Origin of the sequence: Paenibacillus sp. tmac-D7 (genome assembly GCF_006519665.1) — a bacterium.
GTDB lineage: Bacteria > Bacillota > Bacilli > Paenibacillales > NBRC-103111 > Paenibacillus_G > Paenibacillus_G validus.
Genome location: NZ_VIDW01000016.1, coordinates 24,549 through 50,873, shown reverse-complemented (window position 1 = coordinate 50,873; position 26,325 = coordinate 24,549). Strand labels below are relative to the sequence as shown.

The 26,325-nt window shown below is 55.7% G+C and carries 29 protein-coding genes and 1 other annotated feature; of the genes, 16 read left to right on the top strand and 13 right to left on the bottom strand.

Annotated elements, in window-relative coordinates:
* Nucleotides 1-42: 42 nt before the first annotated feature.
* From FKP33_RS13125 to FKP33_RS13110, 4 genes are read right to left on the bottom strand one after another with little or no spacing between them, the layout of a single operon-like run.
* Nucleotides 43-744, bottom strand: a complete 702-nt coding sequence (locus FKP33_RS13125; protein ID WP_127604945.1) for an urease accessory protein UreF — start codon at nt 742-744, stop codon at nt 43-45.
* 15 nt (nt 745-759) lie between these two features.
* The gene (gene ureC / locus FKP33_RS13120; protein WP_141335413.1) at nt 760-2,490 is read right to left on the bottom strand and encodes an urease subunit alpha; all 1,731 of its coding nucleotides are present in this window, start codon (nt 2,488-2,490) and stop codon (nt 760-762) included.
* Nucleotides 2,491-2,856: an urease subunit beta gene (locus FKP33_RS13115; protein WP_141335411.1), complete on the bottom strand. Its 366-nt coding sequence runs from the start codon at nt 2,854-2,856 to the stop codon at nt 2,491-2,493.
* Nucleotides 2,857-2,895: 39 nt separating this feature from the next.
* A complete protein-coding gene (locus tag FKP33_RS13110; RefSeq protein ID WP_127604950.1) occupies nt 2,896-3,201 on the bottom strand; it encodes an urease subunit gamma in 306 nt (101 codons plus the stop codon).
* Nucleotides 3,202-3,542: 341 nt separating this feature from the next.
* On the opposite strand from FKP33_RS13110, the gene urtA reads away from it, so the two are divergent.
* From urtA to gerQ, 7 genes are all read left to right on the top strand, one after another.
* Nucleotides 3,543-4,787, top strand: coding sequence for an urea ABC transporter substrate-binding protein (urtA, locus tag FKP33_RS13105; protein ID WP_141335448.1), 1,245 nt, complete (start codon nt 3,543-3,545; stop codon nt 4,785-4,787).
* A 117-nt stretch (nt 4,788-4,904) separates the two neighbouring features.
* Nucleotides 4,905-5,810: an urea ABC transporter permease subunit UrtB gene (gene urtB, locus FKP33_RS13100; RefSeq protein WP_141335409.1), complete on the top strand. Its 906-nt coding sequence runs from the start codon at nt 4,905-4,907 to the stop codon at nt 5,808-5,810.
* Nucleotides 5,811-5,833: 23 nt separating this feature from the next.
* Nucleotides 5,834-6,946, top strand: coding sequence for an urea ABC transporter permease subunit UrtC (gene urtC / locus FKP33_RS13095; RefSeq protein ID WP_141335407.1), 1,113 nt, complete (start codon nt 5,834-5,836; stop codon nt 6,944-6,946).
* A gap of 19 nt (nt 6,947-6,965) precedes the next feature.
* Nucleotides 6,966-7,763 (top strand): urea ABC transporter ATP-binding protein UrtD, encoded by a 798-nt coding sequence (urtD, locus tag FKP33_RS13090; protein WP_054796352.1) that lies wholly within the window; start codon nt 6,966-6,968, stop codon nt 7,761-7,763.
* The gene (gene urtE / locus FKP33_RS13085) at nt 7,750-8,478 is read left to right on the top strand and encodes an urea ABC transporter ATP-binding subunit UrtE (protein WP_141335405.1); all 729 of its coding nucleotides are present in this window, start codon (nt 7,750-7,752) and stop codon (nt 8,476-8,478) included. The genes urtD and urtE overlap by 14 nt, the downstream gene beginning before the upstream one ends.
* A gap of 127 nt (nt 8,479-8,605) precedes the next feature.
* Nucleotides 8,606-9,439: an aldo/keto reductase gene (locus tag FKP33_RS13080; protein WP_127604960.1), complete on the top strand. Its 834-nt coding sequence runs from the start codon at nt 8,606-8,608 to the stop codon at nt 9,437-9,439.
* Between the two features lie 335 nt (nt 9,440-9,774).
* A complete protein-coding gene (gerQ, locus tag FKP33_RS13075; RefSeq protein ID WP_230876081.1) occupies nt 9,775-10,206 on the top strand; it encodes a spore coat protein GerQ in 432 nt (143 codons plus the stop codon).
* A gap of 107 nt (nt 10,207-10,313) precedes the next feature.
* On the opposite strand, the gene FKP33_RS13070 is transcribed toward gerQ, so the two are convergent.
* The gene (locus tag FKP33_RS13070) at nt 10,314-10,715 is read right to left on the bottom strand and encodes a hypothetical protein (protein WP_141335403.1); all 402 of its coding nucleotides are present in this window, start codon (nt 10,713-10,715) and stop codon (nt 10,314-10,316) included.
* 97 nt (nt 10,716-10,812) lie between these two features.
* Here FKP33_RS13070 and FKP33_RS13065 point away from each other — a divergent pair, with 97 nt between their 5' ends.
* Nucleotides 10,813-11,796, top strand: coding sequence for a metal-dependent hydrolase (locus FKP33_RS13065; RefSeq protein WP_141335401.1), 984 nt, complete (start codon nt 10,813-10,815; stop codon nt 11,794-11,796).
* A gap of 157 nt (nt 11,797-11,953) precedes the next feature.
* Here the strand turns inward: FKP33_RS13065 and FKP33_RS13060 are convergent, their stop codons facing one another.
* Complete coding sequence (locus FKP33_RS13060; protein WP_054796368.1) at nt 11,954-12,178, bottom strand: alpha/beta-type small acid-soluble spore protein; 225 nt, start codon at nt 12,176-12,178, stop codon at nt 11,954-11,956.
* A gap of 150 nt (nt 12,179-12,328) precedes the next feature.
* Here FKP33_RS13060 and FKP33_RS13055 point away from each other — a divergent pair, with 150 nt between their 5' ends.
* Complete coding sequence (locus FKP33_RS13055) at nt 12,329-12,526, top strand: DUF5325 family protein (protein ID WP_141335399.1); 198 nt, start codon at nt 12,329-12,331, stop codon at nt 12,524-12,526.
* 72 nt (nt 12,527-12,598) lie between these two features.
* On the opposite strand, the gene trpS is transcribed toward FKP33_RS13055, so the two are convergent.
* A complete protein-coding gene (trpS, locus tag FKP33_RS13050; protein ID WP_141335397.1) occupies nt 12,599-13,588 on the bottom strand; it encodes a tryptophan--tRNA ligase in 990 nt (329 codons plus the stop codon).
* Between the two features lie 72 nt (nt 13,589-13,660).
* Nucleotides 13,661-13,934, bottom strand: a binding site (T-box leader).
* 125 nt (nt 13,935-14,059) lie between these two features.
* On the opposite strand from trpS, the gene FKP33_RS13045 reads away from it, so the two are divergent.
* Together FKP33_RS13045 and FKP33_RS13040 are read left to right on the top strand one after the other, a co-directional pair.
* Nucleotides 14,060-15,172, top strand: a complete 1,113-nt coding sequence (locus FKP33_RS13045; RefSeq protein WP_141335395.1) for a permease — start codon at nt 14,060-14,062, stop codon at nt 15,170-15,172.
* 11 nt (nt 15,173-15,183) lie between these two features.
* A complete protein-coding gene (locus tag FKP33_RS13040; protein WP_141335393.1) occupies nt 15,184-16,131 on the top strand; it encodes a TIGR03943 family putative permease subunit in 948 nt (315 codons plus the stop codon).
* Between the two features lie 107 nt (nt 16,132-16,238).
* Here FKP33_RS13040 and ltrA read toward each other — a convergent pair whose 3' ends face one another.
* Entirely contained in the window at nt 16,239-17,639 is a 1,401-nt protein-coding gene (gene ltrA, locus FKP33_RS13035; RefSeq protein ID WP_054798696.1) for a group II intron reverse transcriptase/maturase, read from the bottom strand.
* Nucleotides 17,640-18,110: 471 nt separating this feature from the next.
* Nucleotides 18,111-18,611, bottom strand: a complete 501-nt coding sequence (locus FKP33_RS13025; protein ID WP_127604971.1) for an LURP-one-related/scramblase family protein — start codon at nt 18,609-18,611, stop codon at nt 18,111-18,113.
* A 166-nt stretch (nt 18,612-18,777) separates the two neighbouring features.
* Here FKP33_RS13025 and FKP33_RS13020 point away from each other — a divergent pair, with 166 nt between their 5' ends.
* Nucleotides 18,778-19,980, top strand: coding sequence for a CapA family protein (locus tag FKP33_RS13020; protein WP_141335391.1), 1,203 nt, complete (start codon nt 18,778-18,780; stop codon nt 19,978-19,980).
* A 4-nt stretch (nt 19,981-19,984) separates the two neighbouring features.
* On the opposite strand, the gene FKP33_RS13015 is transcribed toward FKP33_RS13020, so the two are convergent.
* Nucleotides 19,985-20,482 carry a hypothetical protein gene (locus tag FKP33_RS13015; protein ID WP_054796344.1) on the bottom strand — a complete coding sequence of 166 codons (498 nt, stop codon included), beginning with the start codon at nt 20,480-20,482 and terminating at the stop codon, nt 19,985-19,987.
* A 102-nt stretch (nt 20,483-20,584) separates the two neighbouring features.
* Here FKP33_RS13015 and FKP33_RS13010 point away from each other — a divergent pair, with 102 nt between their 5' ends.
* Nucleotides 20,585-20,812 (top strand): alpha/beta-type small acid-soluble spore protein, encoded by a 228-nt coding sequence (locus FKP33_RS13010; RefSeq protein ID WP_054796343.1) that lies wholly within the window; start codon nt 20,585-20,587, stop codon nt 20,810-20,812.
* Nucleotides 20,813-21,021: 209 nt separating this feature from the next.
* On the opposite strand, the gene FKP33_RS13005 is transcribed toward FKP33_RS13010, so the two are convergent.
* Complete coding sequence (locus FKP33_RS13005) at nt 21,022-21,411, bottom strand: O-methyltransferase (protein WP_372813985.1); 390 nt, start codon at nt 21,409-21,411, stop codon at nt 21,022-21,024.
* 236 nt (nt 21,412-21,647) lie between these two features.
* Between FKP33_RS13005 and FKP33_RS13000 the strand changes: the two genes are divergently transcribed.
* A complete protein-coding gene (locus FKP33_RS13000) occupies nt 21,648-22,907 on the top strand; it encodes a methyl-accepting chemotaxis protein (RefSeq protein WP_141335389.1) in 1,260 nt (419 codons plus the stop codon).
* A gap of 98 nt (nt 22,908-23,005) precedes the next feature.
* Here FKP33_RS13000 and FKP33_RS12995 read toward each other — a convergent pair whose 3' ends face one another.
* Entirely contained in the window at nt 23,006-24,796 is a 1,791-nt protein-coding gene (locus tag FKP33_RS12995; RefSeq protein WP_141335387.1) for a M3 family oligoendopeptidase, read from the bottom strand.
* A 210-nt stretch (nt 24,797-25,006) separates the two neighbouring features.
* Between FKP33_RS12995 and FKP33_RS12990 the strand changes: the two genes are divergently transcribed.
* Together FKP33_RS12990 and FKP33_RS12985 are read left to right on the top strand one after the other, a co-directional pair.
* On the top strand, nt 25,007-25,198 hold the full coding sequence (locus tag FKP33_RS12990) for a YycC family protein (RefSeq protein ID WP_054796342.1): 192 nt from the start codon (nt 25,007-25,009) through the stop codon (nt 25,196-25,198).
* A gap of 9 nt (nt 25,199-25,207) precedes the next feature.
* Nucleotides 25,208-25,462: a hypothetical protein gene (locus FKP33_RS12985; protein ID WP_127604977.1), complete on the top strand. Its 255-nt coding sequence runs from the start codon at nt 25,208-25,210 to the stop codon at nt 25,460-25,462.
* Between the two features lie 133 nt (nt 25,463-25,595).
* Here FKP33_RS12985 and FKP33_RS12980 read toward each other — a convergent pair whose 3' ends face one another.
* Nucleotides 25,596-26,294: a DUF2225 domain-containing protein gene (locus tag FKP33_RS12980; RefSeq protein ID WP_141335386.1), complete on the bottom strand. Its 699-nt coding sequence runs from the start codon at nt 26,292-26,294 to the stop codon at nt 25,596-25,598.
* Between the last annotated feature and the right edge of the window lie 31 nt (nt 26,295-26,325).

The following is a 26,325-nucleotide window of genomic DNA, read 5'->3' as shown; positions in this document are numbered from 1 at the left end:
CCTTCATTATTGATAGGATTAAATTCTATTTACGATAATGTTTTATGACATAAACAATCGTGAATATAAACCTTCATGACGCATCATGGCAATCTCGATTAGTGGCACGCTGCTGTAACCATCCTCCAACGGGTCTAATATCGACGCTTGCCTCCATGACCCGGCGATCGCCGGCATCAGCGAGGCGAGCAGCTTTTGCCCTTCGGTTTGGCCGAGCGACATGAGCCGGAGGCCGCTGTTCACTGCCGTGAGGGCGCATTGGTACAAGTACCCCTCCGCCGCCATAGTCAGCGGTACGCCAAGCTGCCGCGCGATCCAGCCGTGGATCAGCGGATGCGTGCCGGGACATCGGGCGTCCCGTATTGCGGTGGCAAGCGGCTCCCACTCAAGGTCCGGGTACATCGACCGCGCCAGCTGAAACAGCCTGCGGCCCATTTTGACCGTGCCTTCCCTCGTCTCCAGCGCCGGCCGCTGCATATGCTGCATCCGGTCCAAGCTCCACAAATCGTCCCACCTTGACGCCGGCGACCATTCGTAAACCGCCTTGACGGCAAGCGCGTCGACAGCGGACCAGCTACAGTACAGCATCGCTTCAATAAATTCACGCAGGTGGCCCGGAGTCATCACCCGGCCTTCCTGAACGAGCGTTTCGAGTCCGAAGGAATGGGAGAAGCCTCCGATCGGCAGCGCTGAATCGAGCAGCTGCGAGTAGGCCAGCCAGGAATATCCTCCGCCCGAATTCATCCTTGTACAGCCTCCTTAAAATAAGAAGTAACGCTGCGCCATCGGCAGCACGCTCGCCGGTTCGCACGTGATCGACGCCCCGTCCACCTTCACTTCGTACGTTTCCGGGTCCACCTCAATCGAAGGCGTCTGATCATTATGAATCATATCCTTCTTCTTAACAGTCCGGCAGCCCTTGACCGGCTCCACCCGCTTGTTAAGCCCGAGCTTCTTGTGTACGCCGGCATCGAAAGCGGCTTGCGATACGAACGTGATGCTGTGCTTCAGCGCCATGCCGAACGCGCCGAACATCGGCCGTCCGAACACCGGCTGCGGCGTCGGAATGGAGGCGTTCGGGTCGCCCATCTGGGCGTAGGCGATCAAGCCGCTTTTCACGACCAGGTCGGGCTTCACCCCGAAGAAGGCCGGCGACCAAACGACGAGATCGGCCACTTTGCCGACCTCCACCGAGCCGACGAGATGCGAAATGCCGTGGGTGATGGCCGGGTTGATCGTATATTTGGCCACATACCGCTTGATCCGGAAATTATCGTGGGCTTGTGTGACCGCCGCATCCTCTTCCGGCGCAGGCAAGTAACCGCGCTGCTTTTTCATCTTATCCGCCGTTTGCCACGTACGGATGATCACTTCGCCTACGCGCCCCATCGCTTGCGAATCCGAGCTGAGCATGCTAAACACGCCCAGGTCGTGCAGAATGTCCTCTGCGGCGATCGTTTCCGGCCGGATGCGCGAGTCGGCGAAGGCCACGTCTTCCGGTATGCGGCTATCCAGATGATGGCAAACCATCAGCATATCCAAGTGCTCCTCTACCGTGTTCACGGTATAGGGCCGGGTCGGATTCGTCGAGGACGGCAGCACGTTCAGCTCCGACGCGATCCGGATGATGTCGGGCGCATGCCCGCCGCCCGCTCCTTCCGTATGGTACGTATGAATCGTCCGGCCGCCGATCGCCCGTATCGTGTCTTCCACGAAGCCCGACTCATTCAGCGTATCCGTATGAATGGCGACCTGTACATCGTAACGGTCGGCAACGCCTAAGCAAGCGTCAATCGCCGCAGGCGTCGTCCCCCAGTCCTCATGAAGCTTCAATCCGATCGCTCCCGCTTCAACCTGTTCGGCCAGCGGTTCGGGGAACGAGGCGTTCCCTTTGCCGGTAAAGCCGAGATTCATCGGGAACGCCTCCGCCGCTTCCAGCATCCGATGAATGTGCCAAGCGCCCGGCGTACAAGTGGTCGCGTTCGTGCCCGCCGCGGGACCGGTGCCGCCGCCGATCATCGTCGTCACCCCTGAAGCCAGCGCCGTTTCGATCTGCTGCGGACATATATAATGAATGTGCGTATCGATCCCGCCGGCGGTAATGATTTTCCCTTCGCCCGCAATCACCTCGGTCGATGCGCCGACAATCATATTCGGATCGACGCCGTCCATGACGTCGGGATTGCCCGCCTTGCCGATCCCGACGATGAGGCCGTCCTTTATGCCGATATCCGCTTTGTAAATGCCGGTGTAATCGATCACGACCGCGTTCGTAATGAGCGTATCGAGTACGCCTTGATCCCGGGTGTGCCGGCTTGATTGCCCCATCCCGTCGCGAATCACTTTGCCGCCGCCGAATTTACACTCTTCGCCGTATACAGTGAAGTCCTTCTCTATCTCCGCCCACAGGTCGGTATCCGCGAGTCGGATCGCATCCCCCACAGTCGGTCCGAACATGAGCGCATACGCTTTACGGTCTATCGACGCCATCTAGATGCCATCCTCCCATTCGGCCAACCGGATGCGCACCGGTTCCGGCAGCTTTCCGCGGCGCACGCTGCCGGCGGACAATCCGTTTAAACCGAACGAAAGTCGTTCGCCCCCTAGCTCGACGAGCACGATCTCCTTCTCTTCGCCCGGTTCAAAACGGACGGCGGTACCGGCCGGAATGTTCAACCGCATGCCGTAAGCTTTCTCCCGATCGAAGCGAAGCCCCCGGTTTATTTCGAAAAAATGATAATGCGAGCCGACCTGAATCGGTCGGTCGCCGATATTGACGACGGTGATCACAGCTTCCGCTTTCCCGGCATTGATCGCCAGGCTGCCCTCACGAACCCGAAATTCGCCAGGTATCATTGGAATCTCCCCCTCCGTTTCGATGAACGTATTACGCCTTTAAAATTTGATCGGCTGGTGCACGGTCACCAGCTTCGTTCCGTCCGGGAACGTCGCCTCCACCTGCACTTCATGAATCATGTCGGGCACGCCCTCCATCACTTGTTCCGCCTTTAATACCGTTGTTCCGAACTGCATCAAGGCCGCCACCGACATACCGCTCCGGGCCCCCTCCATCAGCTCGGACGTAATCAAAGCTACGCTCTCGGGATAATTCAGCTTAACGCCCCGTTCCAGACGCCGCCGTGCCAAATCCGCAGCGACCGTGATGAGCAGTTTTTCTTTCTCCCTTTCCGTCAAAAACATCGGTGCACCTCCAAAACACGAATAATGAGGATGAGATTAGGTTTTATTATATTCGCGCTTATTACGTTTGTAAACAATTTATGTCATTTAATATAACATAAAATGAGCTGAAAAAGGAGGTTATCTCTAATTTTAACCGAAAGTCCTAATGATAACGTCAGTATCAGGTCAGATACAAAGTGAATTTAGTCGATTATTTTTTTGTATGTAATATATATTGACATAATTTCCGGATGTCACTATGATAATCGTGTGATCACCAATTTCCAAATAATAGGGGAGTGGATGAATTGAGAAACCAAAAACAAAGACAAAAACAAAGACAAAGCTTAACCGTACTTATGGCAGGAGCGCTTGCATGGACGGCGCTGCTTGCCGGATGCGCAAGCCAGACAACGCCGGCCGCCACCTCGGGCTCCGAAACCCCAACAGCGACCATGACCGAAGCCCCGAAAGACGGGGACGCCGGCACCGTGCCCGTCGGCGTGCTGCACTCGTTGACCGGCACCATGTCCATCAGCGAAGTATCCGTTCGAGATGCGACTTTGCTCGCCATCGAGGAAATCAATAAAGCCGGCGGTGTGCTCGGCAAACAAATCAAGCCGATCGTTGAAGACGGCGCGTCTGACTGGCCGACTTTTGCAGAGAAGACGAAAAAGCTGCTTCAAAAAGACAAAGCAGCAGTGATCTTCGGCGGGTGGACGTCGTCAAGCCGGAAAGCGGTTCTCCCCGTCGTCGAACAGAACAAAGGCCTGTTCTTCTACCCGGTCCAGTACGAAGGTCTGGAAGCATCTCCGAACATCTTCTACACCGGCGCTACGACGAACCAACAAATTGTACCGGCCGTCACATGGCTCTTGCAGAATAAAGGCAAAACATTTTTCCTCCTCGGCTCCGACTATGTCTTCCCGCGCACGGCAAACAAGATTATTAAAGAGCAGCTGAAAGCCGAAGGCGGCACCCTGATCGCCGAGGAATACACGCCGCTCGGCCATACCGACTACAACACGATCATCAGCAAAATCAAGAAGGAAAAGCCGGACATCGTCTTCAACACGTTGAACGGAGACAGCAACGTCGCCTTCTTCAAACAATTGAAGGATGCCGGCATCAGCGCAAGCGACCTGACGACCTTGTCCGTCAGCGTGGCGGAAGAAGAAATCCGCGGTATCGGCGCCTCCGTGCTCGAAGGACATTACGCAGCATGGAACTATTACCAAACGACCGATACGCCGGAGAACCGAAAATTCGTTGAAGCCTACAAAGCGAAATATGGCCAGGACCGCGTAACCGACGACCCGATCGAAGCCGGATACTTCGGCGTATACCTGTGGGCGGAGGCCGTTAAGAAAGCCGGTTCCTTCGAGGTTGACAAGGTGAAAGAAGCTGCCAAGGGCCTCGAATTCAACGCACCGGGCGGCAAAGTGAAAATTGACGGCGACAATCAGCACGTATTCAAAACGGTACGGATCGGCCAGGTGCAAGCCGACGGCCAATTTAAAGAAGTTTGGAACTCGGGCCAGCCGGTGAAGCCGGATCCGTTCCTCACCACGTATCCTTGGGGCGCGGAAGTGACCAAGAAATAATCACGCTGCACATCGTAGAACTGAACGTATTTCTGGACGCGGGACTGCCTTCGGGCGGTCCCTTTCCTTCAACCTCACCTTTACAGCTTGACTCCCAAACAAGGAGGCGAACCTGCCATGAGCATTTTGCTGCTTCAGTTGTTTAACGGCATTTCCCTCAGCTCGATTTTGCTGCTCATCGCACTCGGGCTGGCCATTACGTTCGGTCTGATGAATGTGATCAACATGGCGCACGGCGAGTTCCTGATGATCGGCGCCTATATGGCCTACATGATCCAGCTGGCGTTTCAAAAATATGTGCCCGCCTCGGCATTCGGCTATTATTTTGCCGTCTCGCTCGCCGTCTCGTTCCTCGCGGCGGGCCTGATCGGTTGGATACTGGAAAAAACGCTGATCCGTTTCCTCTACGGCCGCCCGCTCGACAGCCTGCTCGCCACTTGGGGCGTCAGTCTTGTACTGCAGCAGCTTGCACGCTCGATCTTCGGAGCGCCTAACGTCGCCGTCAAAGCGCCAAGCTGGCTCGAAGGCGGCTGGACCGTCACGGCCGAGCTCATCCTGCCTTACAAGCGGCTGTTCATTATCGCCTTAGCCGCCCTGTGCATCATCGGCCTTTATTGGTTCTTGTACCACACCCGTAACGGACGCAACATGCAGGCCGTCATGCAGAACCGTTCGATGGCCGCGTGCGTCGGCATTTCCACCAAACGCGTGGATGCGTTCGGCTTTGGGCTCGGTTCGGGACTCGCCGGCATCGCCGGCTGCGCCTTGACGCTGCTCGGTCCGATCGGCCCTTCGATCGGCACCTATTATATTGTAGACGCGTTCATGGTCGTCGTGCTCGGAGGCATCGGCAAAATCGTCGGCACGGTCGTCGGCGCGCTCGGCATCGGTGTCCTGAACACCGCCTTCGAATACTCGACGAGCGCCACGCTCGGCAAAGTCATCGTGTTTACCCTGATTATCGCGTTCCTGCAATGGAAGCCGGCCGGGCTCGTCACGATGAAGTCGCGTGCGCTGGATTAAACCGCAGAAGGAGTGTATGACGCATGAAACTGACGTTAGGCAGTACCCAAACCAAAGCGATTGCCACCGTGATTTTAATCGCTCTTTTATGCTTGGCCCCTATGGCGTTGTCCGAATTCAGGCTCGGTCTGTTGGGCAAATTTCTGGCATTCGCCATCCTGGCCATGGGGCTCGATCTGATCTGGGGCTATACTGGAATCCTGAGTCTCGGCCATGGCGTTTACTTCGGGCTGGGCGCCTACTGCATGGCGATGCACCTGAAGCTCGTCACCTCCGATGGCGGGCTGCCGGACTTCATGTCATGGAGCGGCGTGGAGAAGCTGCCCTGGTTTTGGGCGCCCTTTCATTCCGCCGGAGCGGCCCTGCTGCTGGCCATAGCCGTGCCTACGCTGGTCGCCCTCTTCCTCGGTTATCTCACGTTCCGCAATCGCATCCGGGGCTCCTTTTTCTCCATCCTGTCGCAAGCGCTCGTCATCATCACCGTCACCTTATTCGTCGGCCAGCAGGGGTATACCGGAGGGTCGAACGGCTTGACGAGCTTCAGCACGTTTCTCGGAATGCCCGTGGGCGATCCTGCGACCAAAACCCTATTTTATTACGTGACGGTCGTGCTCGTCGGGCTCGTCATTTGCTTTTGCCTGTGGCTGACGTCCGGCAAGCTCGGCAACATCTTAATCGCCATTCGCGACTCAGAGAACCGGGTACGGTTCCTCGGCTACAACCCCGTCGCTTATAAAGTGTTCATCTATTGCGTGTCCGCCGCGCTCGCCGGGCTGGCCGGCGTCATGTTCGTGCTGCATGAAGGCATCATCTCTCCTGCACAGATGGGCATCGTCCCGTCTATTGAAATGGTGCTGTGGGTCGCCGTCGGCGGCCGGGCCACCATCTTCGGTGCCATAATCGGCACCATCCTGACGAACAGCGCCAAAACAACGTTCAGCGAAGCGTATCCGGACTGGTGGCCGATTCTGATCGGCGCGATGTTCATTGTTGTGACGATGTTTTTGCCGAAGGGCATTGTCGGGTCGATCCACGATCTGTTGAAGCGCCGGAAGAAGACCACATCGTCACCCGCTTCCCCGCGAAGCAGCGCATCGCTCGCCGCAACGGCAGGCACTGAGCCCAACAACACCTGATAAGAAGGAGGCCTCACCCATGATCCAACCTCTAACGTCACCGCGTACAGAAGCAGCCTCCCCCCTCATTCGCATCGAAAACCTGGAAGTCAGCTTCAGCGGCTTTAAAGCGATTCGCGGACTGAATCTGCTGCTCGCTCCGGGGGAACTGCGCTTTTTGATCGGTCCGAACGGCGCCGGCAAGACGACCCTTCTCGACGTGCTCTGCGGCAAGGTGAAGCCGTCGAAGGGCAGCGTTAAGTTCAAGGACAAGATCGACCTGGCCCGCCACCAGGAGCATCAAATCGCACAGCTGGGCATCGGACGCAAATTCCAAGCTCCCTCCATCTTCTCCACCCTATCCGTTTACGAAAACATGCTGCTCGCTGTCAAACAAAAGCGCGGTATCTTCGGCGCTCTGTTCACTTCGTCGCCCCCCCAGCAGCGGGCCCGCATCCGGCATTATTTAGAGATGGTCGGACTCGCGCATAAGGAGACGGCGGCGGCCGGCTCGCTCTCGCATGGGGAGAAGCAGTGGCTTGAAATCGGCATGCTGCTGAGTCAGGAGCCGGAGCTGCTGCTGCTCGATGAACCGGCCGCCGGCATGACAGACAGCGAGACCGGGAAAACCGGCGAGCTGCTGCAGCGGATCAGCCGAAGCCAGACAGTCGTTGTCGTCGAGCACGACATGGAATTCGTACGTCAGTTCGCCCAAATCGTAACGGTTATGCATGAGGGCGCCACTTTGCGGGAAGGCACGATGGAGGAGATTCAGAACGACGATAAAGTCGCCGAGGTTTACTTAGGGAGGAGGACGGAACGACATGACGAAGGATAGCGGCGTAAATGCCGGGCTGCGCCTGCAAGCGCTGGAAGCCGGATACGGGGAGAGCATGATTCTGCGGCAAGTCACGCTGCAGGTAAAACCCGGCCAAGTCGTATGTTTGATGGGCCGTAACGGCGTCGGCAAAACAACGACGATGAAAACGATCATAGGCCTGATCAAGCCGCGAAGCGGCAGCATCTCCTATGCAGGCCAAGACATAACGCGATTTTCACCCGATCTGCGCGCCAAGGCCGGCATCGGCTACGTCCCGCAGGGCCGGGACATTTTCCCCCAGCTGACGATTGAAGAAAATTTGCTGCTTGGCCTGGAAGCCGCGCCTTCCAAGCTGCGCAAAGCCGGCATTCCCGATTCCGTCTTCGAGAATTTTCCCATTCTCCGGGAAATGCTTCACCGGAAGGGCGGTGATTTGAGCGGCGGCCAACAGCAGCAGCTTGCGATCGCCCGCGCCCTTGCTGCCGAGCCGAGGCTGCTGCTGCTCGACGAACCGATGGAAGGCATCCAGCCCTCTATCGTTCAGGATATCGAGCGCGCCATCGAAGCGATCAAGAAAATCGGGAATACGTCCGTGCTGCTGGTCGAACAGAGTCTAACGTTCGCGACAAGCATCGCCGATTATTATTACGTTCTCGATAAAGGCGTCATTGTGGCCGAAGGCGATCCTTCGCAATTAAGCGAAGAGATGGTGCGCAAACACCTGGTTGTATAACGAAGGGAGCCATCCGCCCCGAGCCTGTAAGCAAAAACAGGCTCGCTTTGGCGTTCCCCGTCTCTTGTGTTATCATAAAAATGGATTACATAACCCAAAAATATCCATATAGAGGGAGCGATTCACGATGACAACCTTGAAGCAAATCCATGACGCCACCACGCTTAACAACGGGGTAACCATGCCTTGGCTCGGCCTGGGCGTATGGAAAACGAAGGATGGGGACGAGGTCGTTCAAGCCGTCACCGACGCGCTTGCAGCGGGATACCGCTCTATTGACACGGCAGCCTCTTACGGCAACGAAGCCGGAGTCGGCCAAGCCCTGCAAGCCTCAGGCATCCCGAGGGAACAATTGTTCGTCACGACCAAAGTATGGAACGCGGATCAAGGCTTCGAATCGACGCTGCGCGCCTTCGAGGAAAGCCGGCGCAAATTACAGCTTGAAACCATCGATTTATATTTGATACATTGGCCGGTCAAAGGCAAATACAAAGAAACCTGGAAAGCGCTGATCAAGCTGCGCGACGAAGGCTATGTACGCGCGATCGGCGTCAGCAACTTCCAAGTCCATCACCTGCAGGACCTCATCGACGACAGCGGAGTTGTGCCGGCCGTCAATCAGGTTGAATTCCACCCGCTGCTGCAGCAGTTGGAGCTTCGCCGTTTTTGCCAAAAGCAGCGTATTCAACTGGAGGCCTGGAGCCCGTTGATGCAGGGTAACCTCGACCTGCCGCTGCTGACCGAGCTTGCCGGCAAGTATGGAAAATCGCCGGCGCAAATCATCCTTCGCTGGGATCTCCAGCACGGCATTGTCACCATCCCGAAATCCGTTACGAAACACCGGATTCAGGAGAATGCCGATCTTTTCGACTTCGCGCTTACCGACGAAGATATGACCCGTTTGGACGGATTGAATCAAGACCGCCGATTCGGACCGGATCCAGACAATTTCGATTTCTAACCGACTGCTCTGAGAACCGTAAAGCCACAGGCTTTACGGTTTTTGCCGTTTACAAAAAAATACAACCCCCACCCGTCAACAAACATCCGCCTATCACATAGTATAAATTATGTGCGAAAGCCTAGATGCAGCGAGCGACCAGCGGCGAGCGTTATGATCCGGCAAGTCATTCTCTTTGGTATGTCAGTTCCACCCGGCGCCAGTTCGGCCCGGCGCAACCAACCGAACACCGGACGCTAGCAGAAGCACGGTTTCTTCCCCCCTGCAGGCAGCATGTGCCCAGGCGTTCAATGCACCTATCAGGCGTTAACCCCAAAGGAGGTTTTTCGAAAATTATGTACAATCAAGCTTACCGCCCGAACACCAATGCTTACGGCTACCCGATGTATTCGCCGGGCCCGGGCCCGACTCAACCGATCGCACCCATGGGCGCGACCATCCCAAGCGGTTCGACCCTGCCGGGCATGTCCCCGCAGTCCCAGGCAGCGCCCGGCTTGCTCCCGCTCGAGCAATCGTTCATCGAGAACATTCTGCGATTAAACCTTGGCAAGGTAGCCACCATCTATATGACGTTCGAGAATAACTCCGAATGGAACGCAAAAGTGTTCAGGGGTCGCCTGGAAGCCGCCGGCCGCGACCACATCATCATCAGCGACCCGACCACAGGCATGCGGTACCTGCTCCTCATGGTTAACCTCGACTACATCACCTTCGACGAAGAACTTAATTACACGTATCCGTTCGGAGGAGGCCCGACCGGCCGATAAAGCTGACTCTTTAAAAAAACATACATGGTTAAGCCGGAAACAGCGGATCCCCTATTTGGGGGGATTCCGCTGTTTCTTTATTTTCGCCTGCACGACTGCCAAATCGATCAAATACCTATACCGTTTTCGAATCGCTTGAATATAGCTGGATCATAAGCTTCGAGCAAACGAAAGGTTTCGTCCTGAGGGGTGATCCTCGTGAACTTCCATATATGGACTTTCCCGCGGCCGCCGGCGATCCAAGGGTCTATGCGGCGCCACAAGCGACCTTCTTCCGTCTCATCGGGCAGGCCCGGCGTTATCGTTCCGGTCCGGGCCGCTTTCATAGCCGCGTAAGCTTCATCGCTCAACCCGTTCCAAATTTCAACGAACAAACCGGGCTGTTCAGCCCCCTCATAAACGTCCATTTGTTCGAACTGTTGTTTCAAAACGGCCGCCCACGTTAAATAAGAAGTACGGTACTCTTTTTCAATCCGATACTCGACAAAAACGATACACACTTTTTTCACCCTCGCCACCTTTATTTTGTTCAAGAAAATGATACACTACTAGTAATGGACTGCAAATCACATTATGGAAGAAATACGCTTTTCAGGAGGTAAGTCCATGGACACCGGTACCCATCTCGTCATCGGGCTAGGACTGGCAGGGCTCGCTTATATTGATCCTGTCGTAGCCGCAGATCCCGTCGTTGCGACGGCGGTCTTGATCGGAACCGTCGCGGGCTCGCAAGCGCCCGATGCGGATACGCTGCTTCGTTTGAAGAACAATGCCGTTTACATTAAAAATCATCGCGGGATCTCCCATTCGCTGCCTGCGCTTTTCCTTTGGACGGCAGCCATCTCCGGCGCGCTCTGGCTTTTCTTCGACGGATTGCCTATGCTGCATGTCACGATGTGGGTGTTCATCGCCGTTGCATTCCACGTATTTACCGACTTGTTCAATACGTACGGAACGCAAGCGCTTCGTCCCTTCTCGGAGCGATGGGTGTCATGGAATATCATTCATATTTTCGATCCGTTTATCTTTTTGGCGCATGTGGTCGCCATCTTCCTCTGGTCGATGAGGTTGGTGGACCCGGCGGTCGCTTTCCCGTTGTTATACGGATTGATAGCCGTTTATTACGCGTGGCGCTCGTGGCATCATCACCGGCTGGAGTCCACCTTGTACCGTCAGGATCCCGAGTACGCGCCCGGCGACAAGTACACGTTAATCCCTACCGTCCATCTGTATCATTGGCAGGTCGTGAAACAAAAGAACGACACGACGTTCAGCCTGGGCGAATATCGCAACGGCCGGATCAAGTGGGTCGATCACGTCAAATGCGATTGCCATCCGGCGGTGGAAGCTTCCAAAGCGCATCCGAATATCGCCTCCTTCCTTTACTTTACCTCGTTTGCCTGCGCCGACGTCAAGGAGCACAGCTGGGGCTACGAGGTACGCTGGGCCGATGTGCGCTACCGGCATCGCAAGCAGTATCCTTTCGTAGCGGTGCTGCGGATGGACAAATCGTTTGAAACGCTCGATTCTTATGTCGGCTGGGTGAACGATACCCGGCTGGAGAAGAAGCTGCGCGTCGATATGAATTAACCGGGCCTTAACCCGCCAGCGGACATGCGCCACCCTTCAGGCTCATGCTCCGCTTCTTTCAGCGGACTTGTTCGCCATATATGATGAAAAAGCCCAAGGAGATTGGCTCCCTGAGCTTATGTCGATACTACGCTGATGCTAAGAATGCCGTCTGCAATTAGCGAGTTTGACCCGCGATTGCTTGCTCGGCGATTTGGACCAAGCGACGAGTGATGTGACCGCCGATCGCACCGGTGTCGCGAGATGCCATGTAACCGTAGTAGCCGTCTTGCGGGATTTGGATGCCCAATTCTTGAGCTACCTCATACTTTAATTGATCCAATGCCTGTGAAGCTTGTGGTACGACCAGAGCGTTGCTGCTGCGGGATTGACCTGCACCCATGTTCAGCACTCCTTTCAATTGAATGATGTCTTTGATGTATTTGCAAGCTTGCAAACTTATTATGTGCCCGCTGTAAGAAACTATACGCACCTTTATGAAAAAACCTTTCGAGTTTCAAATTTTATGGAGCAAAGGCGGATTTGAACCCTTATGAACAAAACTCTTGCGCTGATTTATGCCCTTGTCGGGACCGCGCTGCTGACAACGGTCAGCTACTTTATCGCTGCAGGCCGACCATGGATGGCCGTATTGACCGGCGTAATCGCCCTATTCTTTATAGGATCCGGCTTTATCGTGAAGGCCAGACAGCGGAGACGGCGCGAAGGCCGGCAGCAAGAAGAACGCTGACGGATCGATACATAAAAAAGAGCTTGTCCTCCGGGTGAACGATCACACCGTCGGACAAGCTCTTTTGTCGTTTCAAAGAACGACAAAGCCCATCTTCGTTTTGACTTCCTTCAGCATCCGTTCCACCTGCTCGGCGGCCCGCTCCTTCCCTTCGGCCAGGATGCGGTGCAGCTCGCCGGATTCCCGGATCTCGCGATAGCGCTGCTGCAGCGGCTCCAGCACCGTCACGACAGCCTCGGCCAGGTCTTTTTTAAACGGCCCGTAGCCTTGTCCTTCGTAAAGCGCCTCGACTTCGGCAATCGTTTTATCAGCCACCTGCGTGTAAATGCTGATCAGGTTGCTCACCTCCGGCTTGTTCGCCGGATCGAATTTCACTTCGCGCCCCGAGTCCGTTACCGCCCGGCTAATTTTCTTGCGTACAACGTCCGGCGCATCGAGCAGCGCGATGTAGCTGCCGGCATTCGGATTGCTCTTGCTCATCTTCTTGGAGGCATCGTCAAGCGACATGACACGCGCCCCGACTTCCGGGATGTAGCCCTGCGGAATTTTGAACGTCTCGCCAAACTTGCCGTTGAACCGCTGCGCCAGGTCGCGCGTCAGCTCCAGATGCTGCTTCTGATCGTCGCCCACCGGCACGAGATCGGCATTGTACAACAGAATGTCGGCCGCCATCAACGAAGGATACGTGAACAAGCCCGCACCGACGGATTCTTTGCCGGCCGACTTGTCTTTAAATTGCGTCATCCGCTCCAGCTCGCCCATATAGGTGAGCGTCGTCATCAACCATCCAAGCTCCGCATGAGCGGACACCGTCGATTGCAGGAAGACCGTTGCCGCTTTCGGATCGATGCCAGCCGCCAAATACAGCGCCGCGACCGACTCCGACTGCTCCTTCAACGCCGCCGGTTCCTGCGGAACCGTAATCGCATGCAGATCGACCACCATAAAGTAGCAATCATGGGTGATCTGCAGCTTCACATAATTTTTCAAGGCTCCGATATAGTTGCCCAGCGTCAACTGCCCGCTGGGCTGCATCCCCGACAGCACTCGTAATTTGGACATGTTCTTCTTCCTCCTTGATCATGGAAACTTCTCTTCTTCCGGTCCGACTGCAAAACAAAAAGGCCTTCCGCCGCAAGGGACGAGAGACCGTGGTGCCACCCTAATTCGCCCGTTGCCGCGTCAGCCGCGAATCGGCGATCGACAAGAGCCTTGATCTCCTGTAACGGGGAGTGACCGTAACGGTATAATGCAGCGCACGACTCCTAAGCCCGGGCCCGGGTTTGACGCCTGTTCCACCGTTCAGCTCGAGGATCCATTCGAACGACCGCCGCCTGCCGGTTCGCACCTGCCACCGGCTCTCTGCAAAGCGTGCCTGCCGCCTACTTATTCCCGTCATCGCTTATTAGACGTCATTGTACCGAACGGCATGCGGCATGTCAAGATCACTTTTTGACCAAAAACTTGTCCTATATTCATTCCGCAGTGCATACGCTATAATAATAATTACGAAAAAGAAGGAGAGACCGTGCTTTGCAAACGACTATTCAACGACTGGCCACTAACGTTCTCGCCGTTTTATGCATCATCATGTTCATCCTTATTTTCAGGCAAAAACAGCCGCCCGACTTGTCGTGGATCGGCTCGGAGGAGCTTCAAAACTTTAAGACGCTGTTCATCAGCATCGTGCTCGAGGCGCTGCCGTTCGTCCTCCTCGGCGTCCTGGTTTCCGCCCTGCTGCAAATGTTCGTTTCCGAGCAAACGATCCGCAAATGGGTGCCCAAAAATCCGGTGCTCGGCGTTCTGTTCGCCTGCGCGCTCGGCATCGTCTTTCCGCTGTGCGAATGCGGGATGATCCCGGTCATACGCCGCCTGATTCTCAAGGGCATGCCCGTATATACGGCCGTCGTCTTCATCCTCGCCGGTCCGATTATTAATCCGGTCGTATACGCCTCCACCTTCATGGCGTTCCGTACGCGTCCCGAAATCGCCTACTCGCGCATGGCGCTCGCTTTTCTCGTCGCCGCCACGATCGGGCTGCTCGTGTACCGTTTCGTCCGCACCAATCCGCTGCGGGCCGGCTTGAAATACGGTGCCGCGCCTGTGCACACGCACAATCACGCGCATGAACACGGGCACGAATATGGGCATACGCATCATCATCATACAGCGCATGGGCATGATCACGGCCATACGCATGATCACAGCCATACGCATGCTCACGGTCCCGGATGGCGAGGCCGCTTGTCCGGCGTGCTTGGGCACGCATCGGACGAATTTTTCGACATGGGCAAATATTTGATTTTCGGCGCCATGCTGACAGCCCTGATTCAAACGTTCATGTCCCGGGAAAGCCTGGTTTCGATCGGGGAAGGAACGGTTAGCTCGCATCTGTTCATGATGGGCTTTGCCTATGTGCTGTCGCTCTGCTCGACGTCCGACGCCTTCGTCGCCTCGTCGTTCGCCACGACGTTCTCGGCAGGGTCGCTGTTGACCTTTCTTGTCTTCGGACCGATGCTCGATATGAAAAGCACGCTCATGCTTCTGTCCGCCTTCCGCGCCAAGTTCGTGCTTCTGCTGACCGGGCTGCTCGTAATCGTGACGTTAATCGGCTCGCTGCTGTTCGAACGTATCTTTTTCCAGTGAGGTGTCCTATTATGAGTCCACGTCTGCTCAGCTTTCACCATACCATTAAAGCGCTCATCTTATTCGGCTTTGCCGGTTATATCGCATATCTCGTGCACAGCGATCGAATTTTGCTCTACATCGCGCCCCGCATGGTGGATTACGTCAAATGGTCCGCCCTGGCGCTCTACGCCGTGGCTGTGTACCAAGGCTATCAGGCGGTACGCACGTTCCGCAGTACGCATGAGCCGGATTGCGACTGCGGGCACGATCATACGCCGTCGCGCTCCATTCTCAAGAACACGGTTGTATACGGCCTCTTCCTCCTGCCGCTGCTGCTCGGGTTCTTGCTTCCGGATACGTCGCTGGGCAGCAGCTTGGCCGCGAAGAAAGGCATGAACCTCAGCAGCGCCAGCGCCGTGAAGAAAGAAAGCGAGCCTCCGGAGGCAGGTCTCTCGTCCTCCAACGCAGCCGCGCCAGGCGCGGACAATCCGCCGCCGGCGCAACCGCCGGCCAAAGGAGCCTCCGGTTCTCTCGATGCGTTGTTTCCATCGGATAAGTTCACGAAGCAGTACGCCGATTTCGCGAAGAAGCTGTACGCTTCCGATCAGATTACCGTCCAGGAAGAATGGTTTATCGAGACGCTCACCTCGGTGGACCTTTACCTGGATGCCTTCATCGGCAAAAAAATGCAGCTGACCGGTTTCGTCTACCGGCAAGAGGATATGAAAGACAACCAGTTTGTCATCGGGCGCTTTTCCATTCAATGCTGCTCCGCGGATGCCGCACCGTTCGGCGTGCTTGCCGAGTACGACCGCGCCAAAACATTCGCCGCAGACACCTGGGTCACGGTCACCGGCACCCTGGAGAAGACGAAATTCAACGACGTCGAGATCATGGTGCTGAAGGTCGAGAAGGTAGCCAAAGCCGAACCGGCGAAGACGCCCTACGTTTACCCGAACATGAATTTCGGCGCTTAATGGAAGGTCACCCGCCTGAACTTCTGCAGCAATCGAGTAGGAGGCTACCCATTAGTTGAGTAGCCGACCTCTCACACCACCGTACGTACCGTTCGGTATACGGCGGTTCAACCGCTTGAGTGCAAGTTACGAAGACGCTCGTATTGGGCAGGGAAGTCATAATACCCTGCCTGTACGAGCTTTTCGTTTGTTATGGAACGAGACAGCACTGGGCTTCCGGCCACGCGCCAGTATCCCAGACGAGTATTTCCCCACTGGTAAGCCTGCCACTCCGGTATCCCCAACTTGCGCAGGTTTTGTACCTTTGTTTTCGGCTTCTTCCATTGTTTCCAGATGTACATGCGGAATCGTCTTCTCAGCCACTCGTTCCAGCTTTGCAGAATCCGTTTCATGTCAGCCACGTAGAAGTGACCGATCCAGCCGCGAATATAGACCTTTACGTCCTCCATGACCTGTCGAACATTCCTGCCTTGACTCCGACTCGTTAGTTCTTTCAGCTTCTTCTTCGCTTTTGCGAGAGATTGTGAATGAACACGGATATATATCCCGCTTCCGTTCTTCCCCAGAGCAAAGCCAAGGAATTTGAAATGTTTCCGAGCCACTACGCTGACGACCTTGCTTTTCTGCGCATTCAGTTTGAGTTTTAGCTTGTTCTCCAAGTACGCCCTACAGGATTCCAGAAGCCGCGTTGCTGCCCGTTTGCTCTTCGCCAGCACGACGATGTCATCCGCATAGCGTATGACCACTACGCCTCGGCGTTTCATCTCCTGATCAAACTCGTTCAGGTAGATATTGGCGAGTAGCGGCGATAGCGGGCCGCCTTGCGGTGAACCTTCTTCGGTCTCACGTCGCACTCCGTTTTCCATGACTCCGCTTTTGAGATACTTCTTAATCAGATCGGTTACTCGCTTGTCACGGATTTGCTTGCGCAGCAAGTTCATCAGCAGTTCGTGGTTCAAGGTGTCGAAATACTTCGAGAGGTCGATTTCTACGGCATAGCCGTGCCCCTGCTCCGTATAAGCTTTCACGTTCTGGATCGCTTGCTGCGCACTCCGTCCGGGGCGGTAGCCATAGCTACCCTCCGAGAAAAGCGGTTCGAACAGCGGTTGCAACTGTTGGGCAATGGCTTGCTGGATCACACGGTCCACTACGGTGGGAATGCCAAGTTTTCGCACTCCGCTTCCATCCGGTTTGGGGATTTCCTTGCGCCGCACAGGGCTTGGCCTGTATCTTCCTTCCCGAATGCTTTGCAAGAGTTCGTCTCTATGTTCCCGCAACCACGGTAGTGCCGCCTCGACGGTCATTCCGTCGATTCCTGGCGCTCCGTGATTGCTTTTGACCCGCTTGTAGGCTCTGTTTAGGTTGTCCCTGCCCAGTATCCTCTCCAGCAGGTCTGTTGCACTGTCTCTTTCTCTGCTTTCCCGAGCTCCGATACTCCGCGCTCCTGCATACTCTTCGTGTTCCACACTATCCCTTTGCGGGCAGCCCTTTCGGTATTCTGCTTTCAACGCACCGGTTCTCCTTTCTGTATGTACTCAAGACTTACGATTGTTCGGCCCTTCCCGAAAAAAAAATTCGGTACTATGGCCTCTGCTGACTTCTCACAGCAAGCTTTACTCCGTCTTTCGGATGGCCTACTCAACGTCTGTGAGACCTCCCCGGGTAAGAGCGATAACTTTCCCCTCATCTATCTGCCACATCTACATGATGAGATTCGGGCAGTATTGGACTTTGCGTTGTATGGCACGCTCGTCCGCCTCACCATGCCTTATATGTGATTTCTGTTCGTCAGACCGAGGGTTTGCCTCCGGCTTCCTTCAGATTCCGCCTCGCGACGGACACCCTTGCCTTTGGCTAACAGTTCCTACTGCCAAGCCTGTAGCGGACTTTCACCGCCAAGTTATCGCCCATGCCGGGCGCACAGCCAAAAGGCTCCGGCAGCGCGTTAAGCGTTGCCGGAGCCTTTTTCCTTCGCTGTCTTATGTGGAGGCGGCGCTTTGCCTTTTTTGAATCGCATGAACGCCCATGACGACGACAATCAGTTCTTCCATCGGCAGCGTCGAGTCGTTGGTCAGCTCGAACGCCCCGGCCCCGAACATCCCGTCCACGCGGCGGAATTCGGCGGCCAGCTGCTCCCTCTCCGTCTTCACCGTATATTCCCGCGAGAAGGCGGGGGATTCGATATAGAACGTCCCGTGCGTATCGCTATCATATACATACCGTTTGGTAAAAAACGTGAACTTCGCTTTTAACGTGCCGATTTCTTGGTCCCCTCCGTTAAACACGAGCCACGTATTGGAGAAAGCCCGGAATTTTCCGCTATACGACGTTAACCCATCTGAGAAACTCTGGACCGTTACGCCGGATTGAAACATGCCGTGCAGGTCGAGCGTGCCGATTTTCCGCTCCCGTTCATCCGTGATGTCCGTTTCCCCTCTGGACAAAAAGTTGTCGCGAACATATACCTTGCGCGCTTCCATCACTAACATCTCCTCGCTTTCCGTCGATCGGAGGCTTTGTCATTTTTAACGAACGGCGCGGTTAAAAGGTTTCGGTTTTCAAACATTTTCCACGCTTCATAATCGCATTCATTCCAGTGAATAGTAAGGGTACCGGTGAAGTTATGACAAGGGAGGCGAATCCTGCGTGACACGTTGTCTGTCCGGCGCTATAGCGGCGGTCATCTTGCTTGCATCGTTAAGCGGTTCCGCCGCCAGCCCCGACGTTCACCCGACTGCCGTCCGGCAAGCCGTTCCAGGAGCGGCGTACGAAGTACCCCGGCTGCGCTCCGGCCCTCCCTGCCCGCAGCCGGAGCAGAAAGCGTCGATCGCCGCCATCGGCGATGTCTTGATTCACCGCTCCATTTATGACGACGCCCGCACAAAGACCGGCTTCGACTTTCGGCCGATGTTCGAGAAAGTTCGTCCTGCGCTCGCGGCGGCGGACGTGACTGTCGCCAATCAAGAGAGCATCACCGGCGGGATCGGCATCGGCTTGTCCGATTACCCGACGTTCAACAGCCCGTTCGAGACAGCCGACGCTCTCCGGGATGCCGGCGTCGATGTCGTTACGATGGCCAACAACCATACGCTCGATCGCGGCGAGAAGGCTGTGCTGCAAGCGATCGGGCACTGGCGGGACTTGCAGGTCGAGTACGCGGGAGCGAGCGAGAGCGTCAACGATCGGCGGCGTATGCGGCTCGTGAAACGGAACGGCTTGAAGCTGGCGTTTCTATCATATACCTACGGCACCAACGGCATTCCTTCACCGCCAGGCAAATCCCATCTCGTGCACCGGCTGGAGCCGGGCGTCCTGACCGCCGAAATTCGCGAAGCGAAGCGGCTGGCCGATGCCGTCGTCGTCAGCCTGCACTTCGGCGTCGAATATCAGCGGCTGCCGAACGACGAGCAGAAGCGCCTGGCCAAACTGGCCGCCGTGTCCGGCGCGGACTTGATCCTCGGCCATCATCCGCATGTGCTGCAGCCGCTCGAGTGGATCGACAACGGCCGTAACGGCGGACGAAGCCTGGTCGTCTACTCGCTCGGCAATTTTATCGCCGCTCAGAAGCAATCCGACCCGCATACGCGAATCGGCGGCATCTTGAGCGCGGACCTCCGAAAGGTACCGGGGCCGGGGCCAGAGGCCGGTTCGATAGGCAGCCGCATCGTCGTCGAGAACGTCACATTCCTGCCCACTTACATCCGCTTCAAGCGGTGGCGCGGTTATCGTGTCGTTCCGCTGGCCTCCGTGACGGAAGAGGAATTAAAGGACGCGCCCCGCGTCTTTAAAGAAGTGGCCGCCCATATGCGCCGCTGGATGCCGGACCTTACCGTCGCGGACGGGTTATAAACGACTATGTCGAATATTTCAAAGACAACTCATCCAACAATCGGCGAACCGTGGGGACGGTGTCTTTGTACAAAGGGCGGTAGTCGAGCGGCTCCACGAAGCTCAGGAACGTTTCGGCGATATCCCGTACCTGCCGAACGTACTCCGCCTTATCCACCGTATAAGACGCTACCCGGCGCGGGGCTCCGCCTTGCCGCTCCTCCACTTCCGTCAATTCCAGCTCCCGCTCGCTTCGGTGGATGACGACGAACGAGAACGCCCGGCATTCCGGATCGCCGCAGCCGCAAATAAAGAACGGAACCTTCGTCCACGCGTCCACCCCGGCCCAGCGGTCCGGTTCCACGTTCTCCAAAGCGCTCAAGAGCAGGGCCGGCAGTCCGACGTCCAGACATAAAGGCTCATCGATCACGGTTTCACCGTCGATGTCGAGCCGGACGTCGGCGTGAACGATCTGCAGGCCGGCGTCAAACGACCAGTTGCGGTAAGTTAATGAAAATGCCATGGCGGTTCTCCTTTTCACCCGGTGGACACATTTACCAATTTTTTTCAAAGAGTATAATTATTGCTTTGGTACATACTACCTTCAAGAACGGAGGTGATATCGATGGGCGCAGGACAATCCCGCAGCAGCAACGCTTTGGTCGTACCTCAAGCTTCCCAAGCTTTGGACCAACTGAAGTATGAAGTTGCTCAAGAGCTGGGCATCCAAATTCCTCAAGACGGGTACTATGGTTTCATGGCTACTCGCGACACCGGGGCTATTGGTGGCCACATCACACGTCGTCTGGTTCAAATCGCCGAGCAGCAGTTGGCCGGCAAGTTCACTCGATAATGCAGTACCTCGAATACTTAACGGGGCGGTTCCCTCGCGGAACCGCTTTTCCATGTGCGGCCGCCCCGATTGTCCGAGGCCGGTATTGTTCATTATAAACGATTTCCACCGCTCCCGTCTAAGCGCAGGATGGAATCCGTAAAAGTGAAATAAGCCTCCGGCATCAACGCCAAAGGCCCATCCTAATATAAATGAGGTATAAGTGCTGATCAATCGGTATTGCCGTTTTTGTCGGGATTCACAAGATTCGCCATATTATAATTCGATTCGAACGTGACGCTTGTGCATAACAAGTTTTGCCGCATCGCGAACTCGAACTGGATTTCGCCGTGCGACCATTTTTTCAGCTTTAACGACTCAAGGGCCGTCTGACGAAAGGAGTGCTGGTGGCTTTCGGTCAGTCCCCGGTCCGCTTTCTTGAGTTCGCTTCCTCTACTTTCCAAGGGAAAGTGCCTGACCCCGAACTTTCCTACCATGTTGTTGCGAATTTGCACGAATACGGTGCCCGACGTCAAATGCGCAAGCTCTTCCTTTAATTCCCGAAACACCAGGTCCAACTGCCGCGCTAACGAAACCTTCTCCAAAATCAAAAGCATCATCCCTTCTTTTTGAATTAATGGAATATTATGTATATCCTGATGTAGCCCTATTATAGGACAATAAAATCAAAATATCAACAAAAATTCACTTTTTTCGCTATGCATGTAGGCCTATCGAAACCCCTTTCTTCCAACCCTATAGACCAAAACTTACAAGCAGTGGTATAATTGCCCGTAGGATTAATCGCCTTGTATGAGTCGTTGATCCCAGAACAGATTGAAGGGGTCGTTCGGGTATGAACAGATTTTCAGGCTTATCGTTTAAGAACAAGCTCCAGCTTGGGTGCTACGCCATCGTTGCCGTTTACTCCATCGCTATGCTGTTTTTCATTTTTCAATCCTCGTCAAGTATGCTCTGGGGGCTTATTTTACTATTTCTGCTGGCCGGGTTAAGTTTTCCTTTTATCCGATTCCTGGAAAGAACGCTTACAGAACCGATCAGCGATATTTCCCGCGCCGCGATTAGCATCTCCAAGGGCGACTTCACGTCGAAAATTCACATTCAATCGAACGATGCGCTGGGCGAGCTGGCGAATTCGTTCAACCGGATGACGGAGAAGCTGCGCGAAATTTTGAAGGATACCGGTAAAGCGTCGAAACACGTGTCGGATTCCAGCCGGGACATCTTTTACAAGAATGAGAAAATGAAAGCGGTGCTCGAAGAAGCCGCGATCGCAGCCAACGAGCTTGCAGCCGGGGCCAATCAAATTTCCGAGGAAATCAGTGAGGTTTCTGCCGCCACGAAGGACATCGAGCATAAAGTAACCAGCTACACGGAATCGACGCGGGAAATGAATGCGCGCTCCGGCCAAATGCTGGAGCTGGTCAATAAAGGTCTGCAATCCGTCGAAACGCAAAGCGACGGCGTCCGCAAGAACGTCGAAGCGACCACCAACGTCTCGAACACGATCAACTCGCTGGCCGAGCTGACGAAAGGAATTTCCACCATCACCGCGTCCATTTCGGAAATCGCCGAGCAGACGAACCTGCTGTCCTTGAACGCCTCTATCGAAGCGGCACGGGCAGGCGAGCATGGCAGAGGCTTCGCCGTCGTCGCCCAAGAAGTCCGGAAGCTTGCCGAAGAGTCGACGACCTCGACCCAAGAGGTGTTCGGCTTGGTGCGCAGCATTGAGCAAGGCATCCAGGAAGCGCTCTCGTCCATGGCGCAAAACGAAAAGATCGTGCAAGAGCAAACCCAGCTGATTTCCGAGACGGAAACGGTATTCGGAGAAATCGTAAGCAGCGTATCCTTCATCAGCGAGCAAATTTCAAAGTTCGCGCGCGAAAGCGAGCAGATGCTGGCCGGCGCCCAACAAATCTCGGCGACGATGGAGAACATATCGGCAATCACGGAGCAATCCGCCGCCGGGACGGAGCAAGTGTCCGCTTCCATGAAGGATCAGATCGGCGCCGTGCAAGCCATCGTGGCCCAGTCGGAAGAAATGACACGGCTGGTGACGCAGCTGCAGCTCACGATGAGCATCTTCAAGCTCTAGTACATAAGAAACGGCCATGTGAAAGAGGCTGACCCCCGCAGATTATCATCTGCCGCAGGGTCAGCCTCTTTCCTTGTACACCGAACGGTCGAACGGTCTTATTCCGTCAAGCGCAGAAATTCATGCACGTCGGCGACCGACAGATCCAGCGCCTGCTGCCAGAAGTCCGGCTTCGTCAGGTCGACGCCCAAATGTTTACGCGCCAGTTCTTCCACGGTCATCCGGCCGGTATCGCGCAGGAGCGCCACATACTGGTCCTCGAACGCAGCTCCCCGGCGGAGCGCCTCGGCGTACAAGCCGGTGCTGAACATATAACCGAACGTATACGGAAAATTGTAGAACGGTACCTCGGTGATGTAAAAATGCAGCTTCGACGCCCAAAAATGAGGATGATATTCCTCGAGTGCCTCACAAAACGCCTGCTTCTGCGCCGCCGTCATCAGCTCGTTCAAGCGCTCGATCCCGACCAGCCCCCGGCGCCGCTCCTCGTAGAAATTCGTCTCGAATATAAATCGCGCATGAATGTTCATATAGAACGCGACGGAACGCTGTATTTTATCCTCCAGCAGCGTAATCCGCTCAGACTCGCTCGACGCGGCCTTCACCGCCGCATCGGCGACGACCATCTCCGCGAACGTGGAGGCCGTCTCGGCCACGTTCATCGCGTACTCCTGTGCAAGCGCCGGCAAATCGTTCATGACGTGCTGGTGGTACCCGTGGCCCAGCTCATGCGCCAGCGTCGCCACATTGGAGGCCGTGCCGGCGTAAGTCATGAAGATCCGGGTTTCTTCGGCGATCGGGAACGACGTACAAAACCCGCCCGGCCGCTTGCCGGGACGATCCTCCGCTTCGATCCAGCGGTTCTCGAACGCCCTCTCCGCAAAATCAGCCATCCGCGGGCTGAAGCGGCGGAACTGCTCGACGATCAGCTGGGCGCCTTCATCATAGCTGAACTCCAGGCTGCCTTCGCCGACTGGCGCGTCGACATCGTACCAGCTCAGCTTCGGAATGCCGAGCAGCTTCGCTTTCCGCTCCAGATAACGGACGAAGATATCTTTACCGCCCTCGATGACGCCCCACATCGCATCGAGCGTTTCCTTCGTCATCCGGTTGATCGCAAGCGGCTCCTTGTGAATGTCCTCCCAGCCTCGGCGCTCGTACAGCTTCAGCCGGAACCCGCCCAAATGGTTCAGCGCGTCGGCGCAATAATCCGCATGCTCGGCCCACTGCTCCTCCCATGAACGGAACAGCTTCTGCCGCACCTTCCGGTCGGGGCTGTGCATCCGGTTGGCCGCCTGACCGGCCGACAGCTGAAGCACTTCGCCGTTCTCCTCATACGGAACGCGGAACTTGCTGACGGTCGTGTTATACGACTCGCCCCAGCCGTGATACCCGTCAACGGCCAAATCGTTGACAAGCGCCTCCTGCTCCGGCGGCAGCTTGTCGGCCGCAAGCAGCTTGCGCTCTACGAGCGGGTAACGGATTTCCGCCGTTTCCGGATGCGCCAGCAATGCCTGCCAGGCCTCCTCCCCTATACGCGTCAGCAGGTCGTCGAAATGCGTTTGCGCGGAGGCGTACTCCGCCCCAATCGCCTTCACTTTACCTGCCAGCATGACGGCCGTCTTATCGTTCTGGTTAGCGGCGGCCAAGCAGGCCGTGAACGAGTCCGCTTCGCGCAATGCGAGCGCCGCTTTCTGCAGCAGCGCAAGCGTCGGCAGCAGCGCCGTCGCTTCCTCGGCCGTGTTCGGCACGCGCAGCTCCTTCAGCGCGGTACGCAGCGCCGCGATATTCGTCTCCAGCTGACGCAGAAAGCGGGCAAACGCCTCCGATTGACTGCCTCCGGCAAAAAAACGCTCCAAATCCCAGGTTTGAGGCAAAGGACTTTGCATGAGTGAACACCGCACCTTCCAATAAGGGATATACTTCTTTTTCCATTAAACCATAATTTGACGTCCAGCCCAAATGGAGCTCTATTGTTCGGACGGGGGCGTCAAGAGGCGCAGGCCCCCGCCCTTCCGGGATGGTTTCTTGTTGAATGCAGGTCCTGGATATGTTTAAATGGAGACTATAGATGTACGAATGGGAGTTGATTTCGGAAGATGAGACCGCTGCAAATTTCTCCGGAAACGGCACAAAAGCTGGCCAAACAGTTGAACGTGCCGCTGGAGCACCTGATGCATATGCCGCAGCATATTTTGCTGCAAAAGCTGGCCGAGCTGGCCAAATCTGCGGAAGCGGATAGCAAAACCGGCACCGCCGCCGAAGCTCAAGAAAAGCCGAAATCGGAGTAACCGAAAACGATGATACCTTTCGAAAATACATGGCCTTACGACCGGTTCGGTCAGGACATCTACGTGCAAAACTGCCCGTTCTGCCAAGCGGAGAACGTCCTGCTGCCGCTTAAAGCGAGGGACATGCAGGAGCTTCAAGACCGCGTCAAGAAGCTGCTCGTATTCCCCTGCTGCCGCAATCGGCTGACACTCGTCGATGCCGATTCGGACTATTTGCTGGCGAGCCGGCCGCTTCGCCGCGGCGACCGCTCGAAATCGACATAACAGCAGACAAGCGGGCGCTAATTCCTGCAAATGGCATAACAAAACGCTTAAAGCAAATTCGTTTCCCGCCTCCCCGGCCCGGCAGCGAATTCCCTTTAAGCGTTTGTTTGTTAGTGCAGCTTACATACGGAGTCTATAATTCTTGGACATCTTCTTCCAGCTGAAGCCTTTGCTCCTGCATTTCCTCCCGTACGGCCTGCCACTGCTCCCGGCAAGCCCGAATCATGCCGGCATCCATAATCTGTTTGTCGTTCACGACGCGTGCGAACCACTTGACCGCTTGATTGAAATTTTTCAAGCGCCGATGCAGCTCTCCGATTAAATACATGAGCCTGGCGTTGTTCATCTCGGAAGCTTCCGTCTCAAACGTCCGGATATACTCCTCAAGCGCGTATTGAAGGAACCGTTTCTCCTGCTCCTCGTTTCCCTGATGCCGATACAACCAGGCAATATGGTGGAGCAATGAGGCGGTGACCCGCCCTTTTTCATTCACCGCCTGCGCGCATACGAGCGCCAGCTTAAAAGCATATAATGCATCATCCCATTGACGTTCGCCGCCGCAGTCTTTGTACGACCACTTGGCGCCGATCTTCTCCTTAAAAGCGTTCTTCTGCTGAAGCGTGAGGTGCTCCTTCGAATTTTCGGTGCCGGCGAAGCCGCAAAACGGACAAATCCGCACGACGTAATAATCGGGATTCAGATCTTTATAATGCAGGCAAAAGTCCGTGTCGGACTTGATCGACTTCTTGAAGCTCGGCCTTACCCGAGACGTTCTGAATTCCGCATCGCACTGGGGGCATTGGACTTTTGCTTGGAATAGAGGCTCCATCATTTCATACACTTCCTTTAATCGGCATATGACA

What these genes read in the sequence shown, in the direction of transcription:
- FKP33_RS13125 (WP_127604945.1), bottom strand. Translation starts at nt 744, where the DNA reads ATGAATTCGGGCGGAGGATATTCCTGGCTGGCCTACTCGCAGCTGCTC.
- ureC (WP_141335413.1), bottom strand. Translation starts at nt 2,490, where the DNA reads ATGGCGTCGATAGACCGTAAAGCGTATGCGCTCATGTTCGGACCGACT.
- FKP33_RS13115 (WP_141335411.1), bottom strand. Translation starts at nt 2,856, where the DNA reads ATGATACCTGGCGAATTTCGGGTTCGTGAGGGCAGCCTGGCGATCAAT.
- FKP33_RS13110 (WP_127604950.1), bottom strand. Translation starts at nt 3,201, where the DNA reads ATGTTTTTGACGGAAAGGGAGAAAGAAAAACTGCTCATCACGGTCGCT.
- urtA (WP_141335448.1), top strand. Translation starts at nt 3,543, where the DNA reads ATGGCAGGAGCGCTTGCATGGACGGCGCTGCTTGCCGGATGCGCAAGC.
- urtB (WP_141335409.1), top strand. Translation starts at nt 4,905, where the DNA reads ATGAGCATTTTGCTGCTTCAGTTGTTTAACGGCATTTCCCTCAGCTCG.
- urtC (WP_141335407.1), top strand. Translation starts at nt 5,834, where the DNA reads ATGAAACTGACGTTAGGCAGTACCCAAACCAAAGCGATTGCCACCGTG.
- urtD (WP_054796352.1), top strand. Translation starts at nt 6,966, where the DNA reads ATGATCCAACCTCTAACGTCACCGCGTACAGAAGCAGCCTCCCCCCTC.
- urtE (WP_141335405.1), top strand. Translation starts at nt 7,750, where the DNA reads ATGACGAAGGATAGCGGCGTAAATGCCGGGCTGCGCCTGCAAGCGCTG.
- FKP33_RS13080 (WP_127604960.1), top strand. Translation starts at nt 8,606, where the DNA reads ATGACAACCTTGAAGCAAATCCATGACGCCACCACGCTTAACAACGGG.
- gerQ (WP_230876081.1), top strand. Translation starts at nt 9,775, where the DNA reads ATGTACAATCAAGCTTACCGCCCGAACACCAATGCTTACGGCTACCCG.
- FKP33_RS13065 (WP_141335401.1), top strand. Translation starts at nt 10,813, where the DNA reads ATGGACACCGGTACCCATCTCGTCATCGGGCTAGGACTGGCAGGGCTC.
- FKP33_RS13060 (WP_054796368.1), bottom strand. Translation starts at nt 12,178, where the DNA reads ATGGGTGCAGGTCAATCCCGCAGCAGCAACGCTCTGGTCGTACCACAA.
- FKP33_RS13055 (WP_141335399.1), top strand. Translation starts at nt 12,329, where the DNA reads ATGAACAAAACTCTTGCGCTGATTTATGCCCTTGTCGGGACCGCGCTG.
- trpS (WP_141335397.1), bottom strand. Translation starts at nt 13,588, where the DNA reads ATGTCCAAATTACGAGTGCTGTCGGGGATGCAGCCCAGCGGGCAGTTG.
- FKP33_RS13040 (WP_141335393.1), top strand. Translation starts at nt 15,184, where the DNA reads ATGAGTCCACGTCTGCTCAGCTTTCACCATACCATTAAAGCGCTCATC.
- FKP33_RS13025 (WP_127604971.1), bottom strand. Translation starts at nt 18,611, where the DNA reads ATGGAAGCGCGCAAGGTATATGTTCGCGACAACTTTTTGTCCAGAGGG.
- FKP33_RS13015 (WP_054796344.1), bottom strand. Translation starts at nt 20,482, where the DNA reads ATGGCATTTTCATTAACTTACCGCAACTGGTCGTTTGACGCCGGCCTG.
- FKP33_RS13010 (WP_054796343.1), top strand. Translation starts at nt 20,585, where the DNA reads ATGGGCGCAGGACAATCCCGCAGCAGCAACGCTTTGGTCGTACCTCAA.
- FKP33_RS13005 (WP_372813985.1), bottom strand. Translation starts at nt 21,411, where the DNA reads ATGATGCTTTTGATTTTGGAGAAGGTTTCGTTAGCGCGGCAGTTGGAC.
- FKP33_RS13000 (WP_141335389.1), top strand. Translation starts at nt 21,648, where the DNA reads ATGAACAGATTTTCAGGCTTATCGTTTAAGAACAAGCTCCAGCTTGGG.
- FKP33_RS12995 (WP_141335387.1), bottom strand. Translation starts at nt 24,796, where the DNA reads ATGCAAAGTCCTTTGCCTCAAACCTGGGATTTGGAGCGTTTTTTTGCC.
- FKP33_RS12990 (WP_054796342.1), top strand. Translation starts at nt 25,007, where the DNA reads ATGAGACCGCTGCAAATTTCTCCGGAAACGGCACAAAAGCTGGCCAAA.
- FKP33_RS12985 (WP_127604977.1), top strand. Translation starts at nt 25,208, where the DNA reads ATGATACCTTTCGAAAATACATGGCCTTACGACCGGTTCGGTCAGGAC.
- FKP33_RS12980 (WP_141335386.1), bottom strand. Translation starts at nt 26,294, where the DNA reads ATGATGGAGCCTCTATTCCAAGCAAAAGTCCAATGCCCCCAGTGCGAT.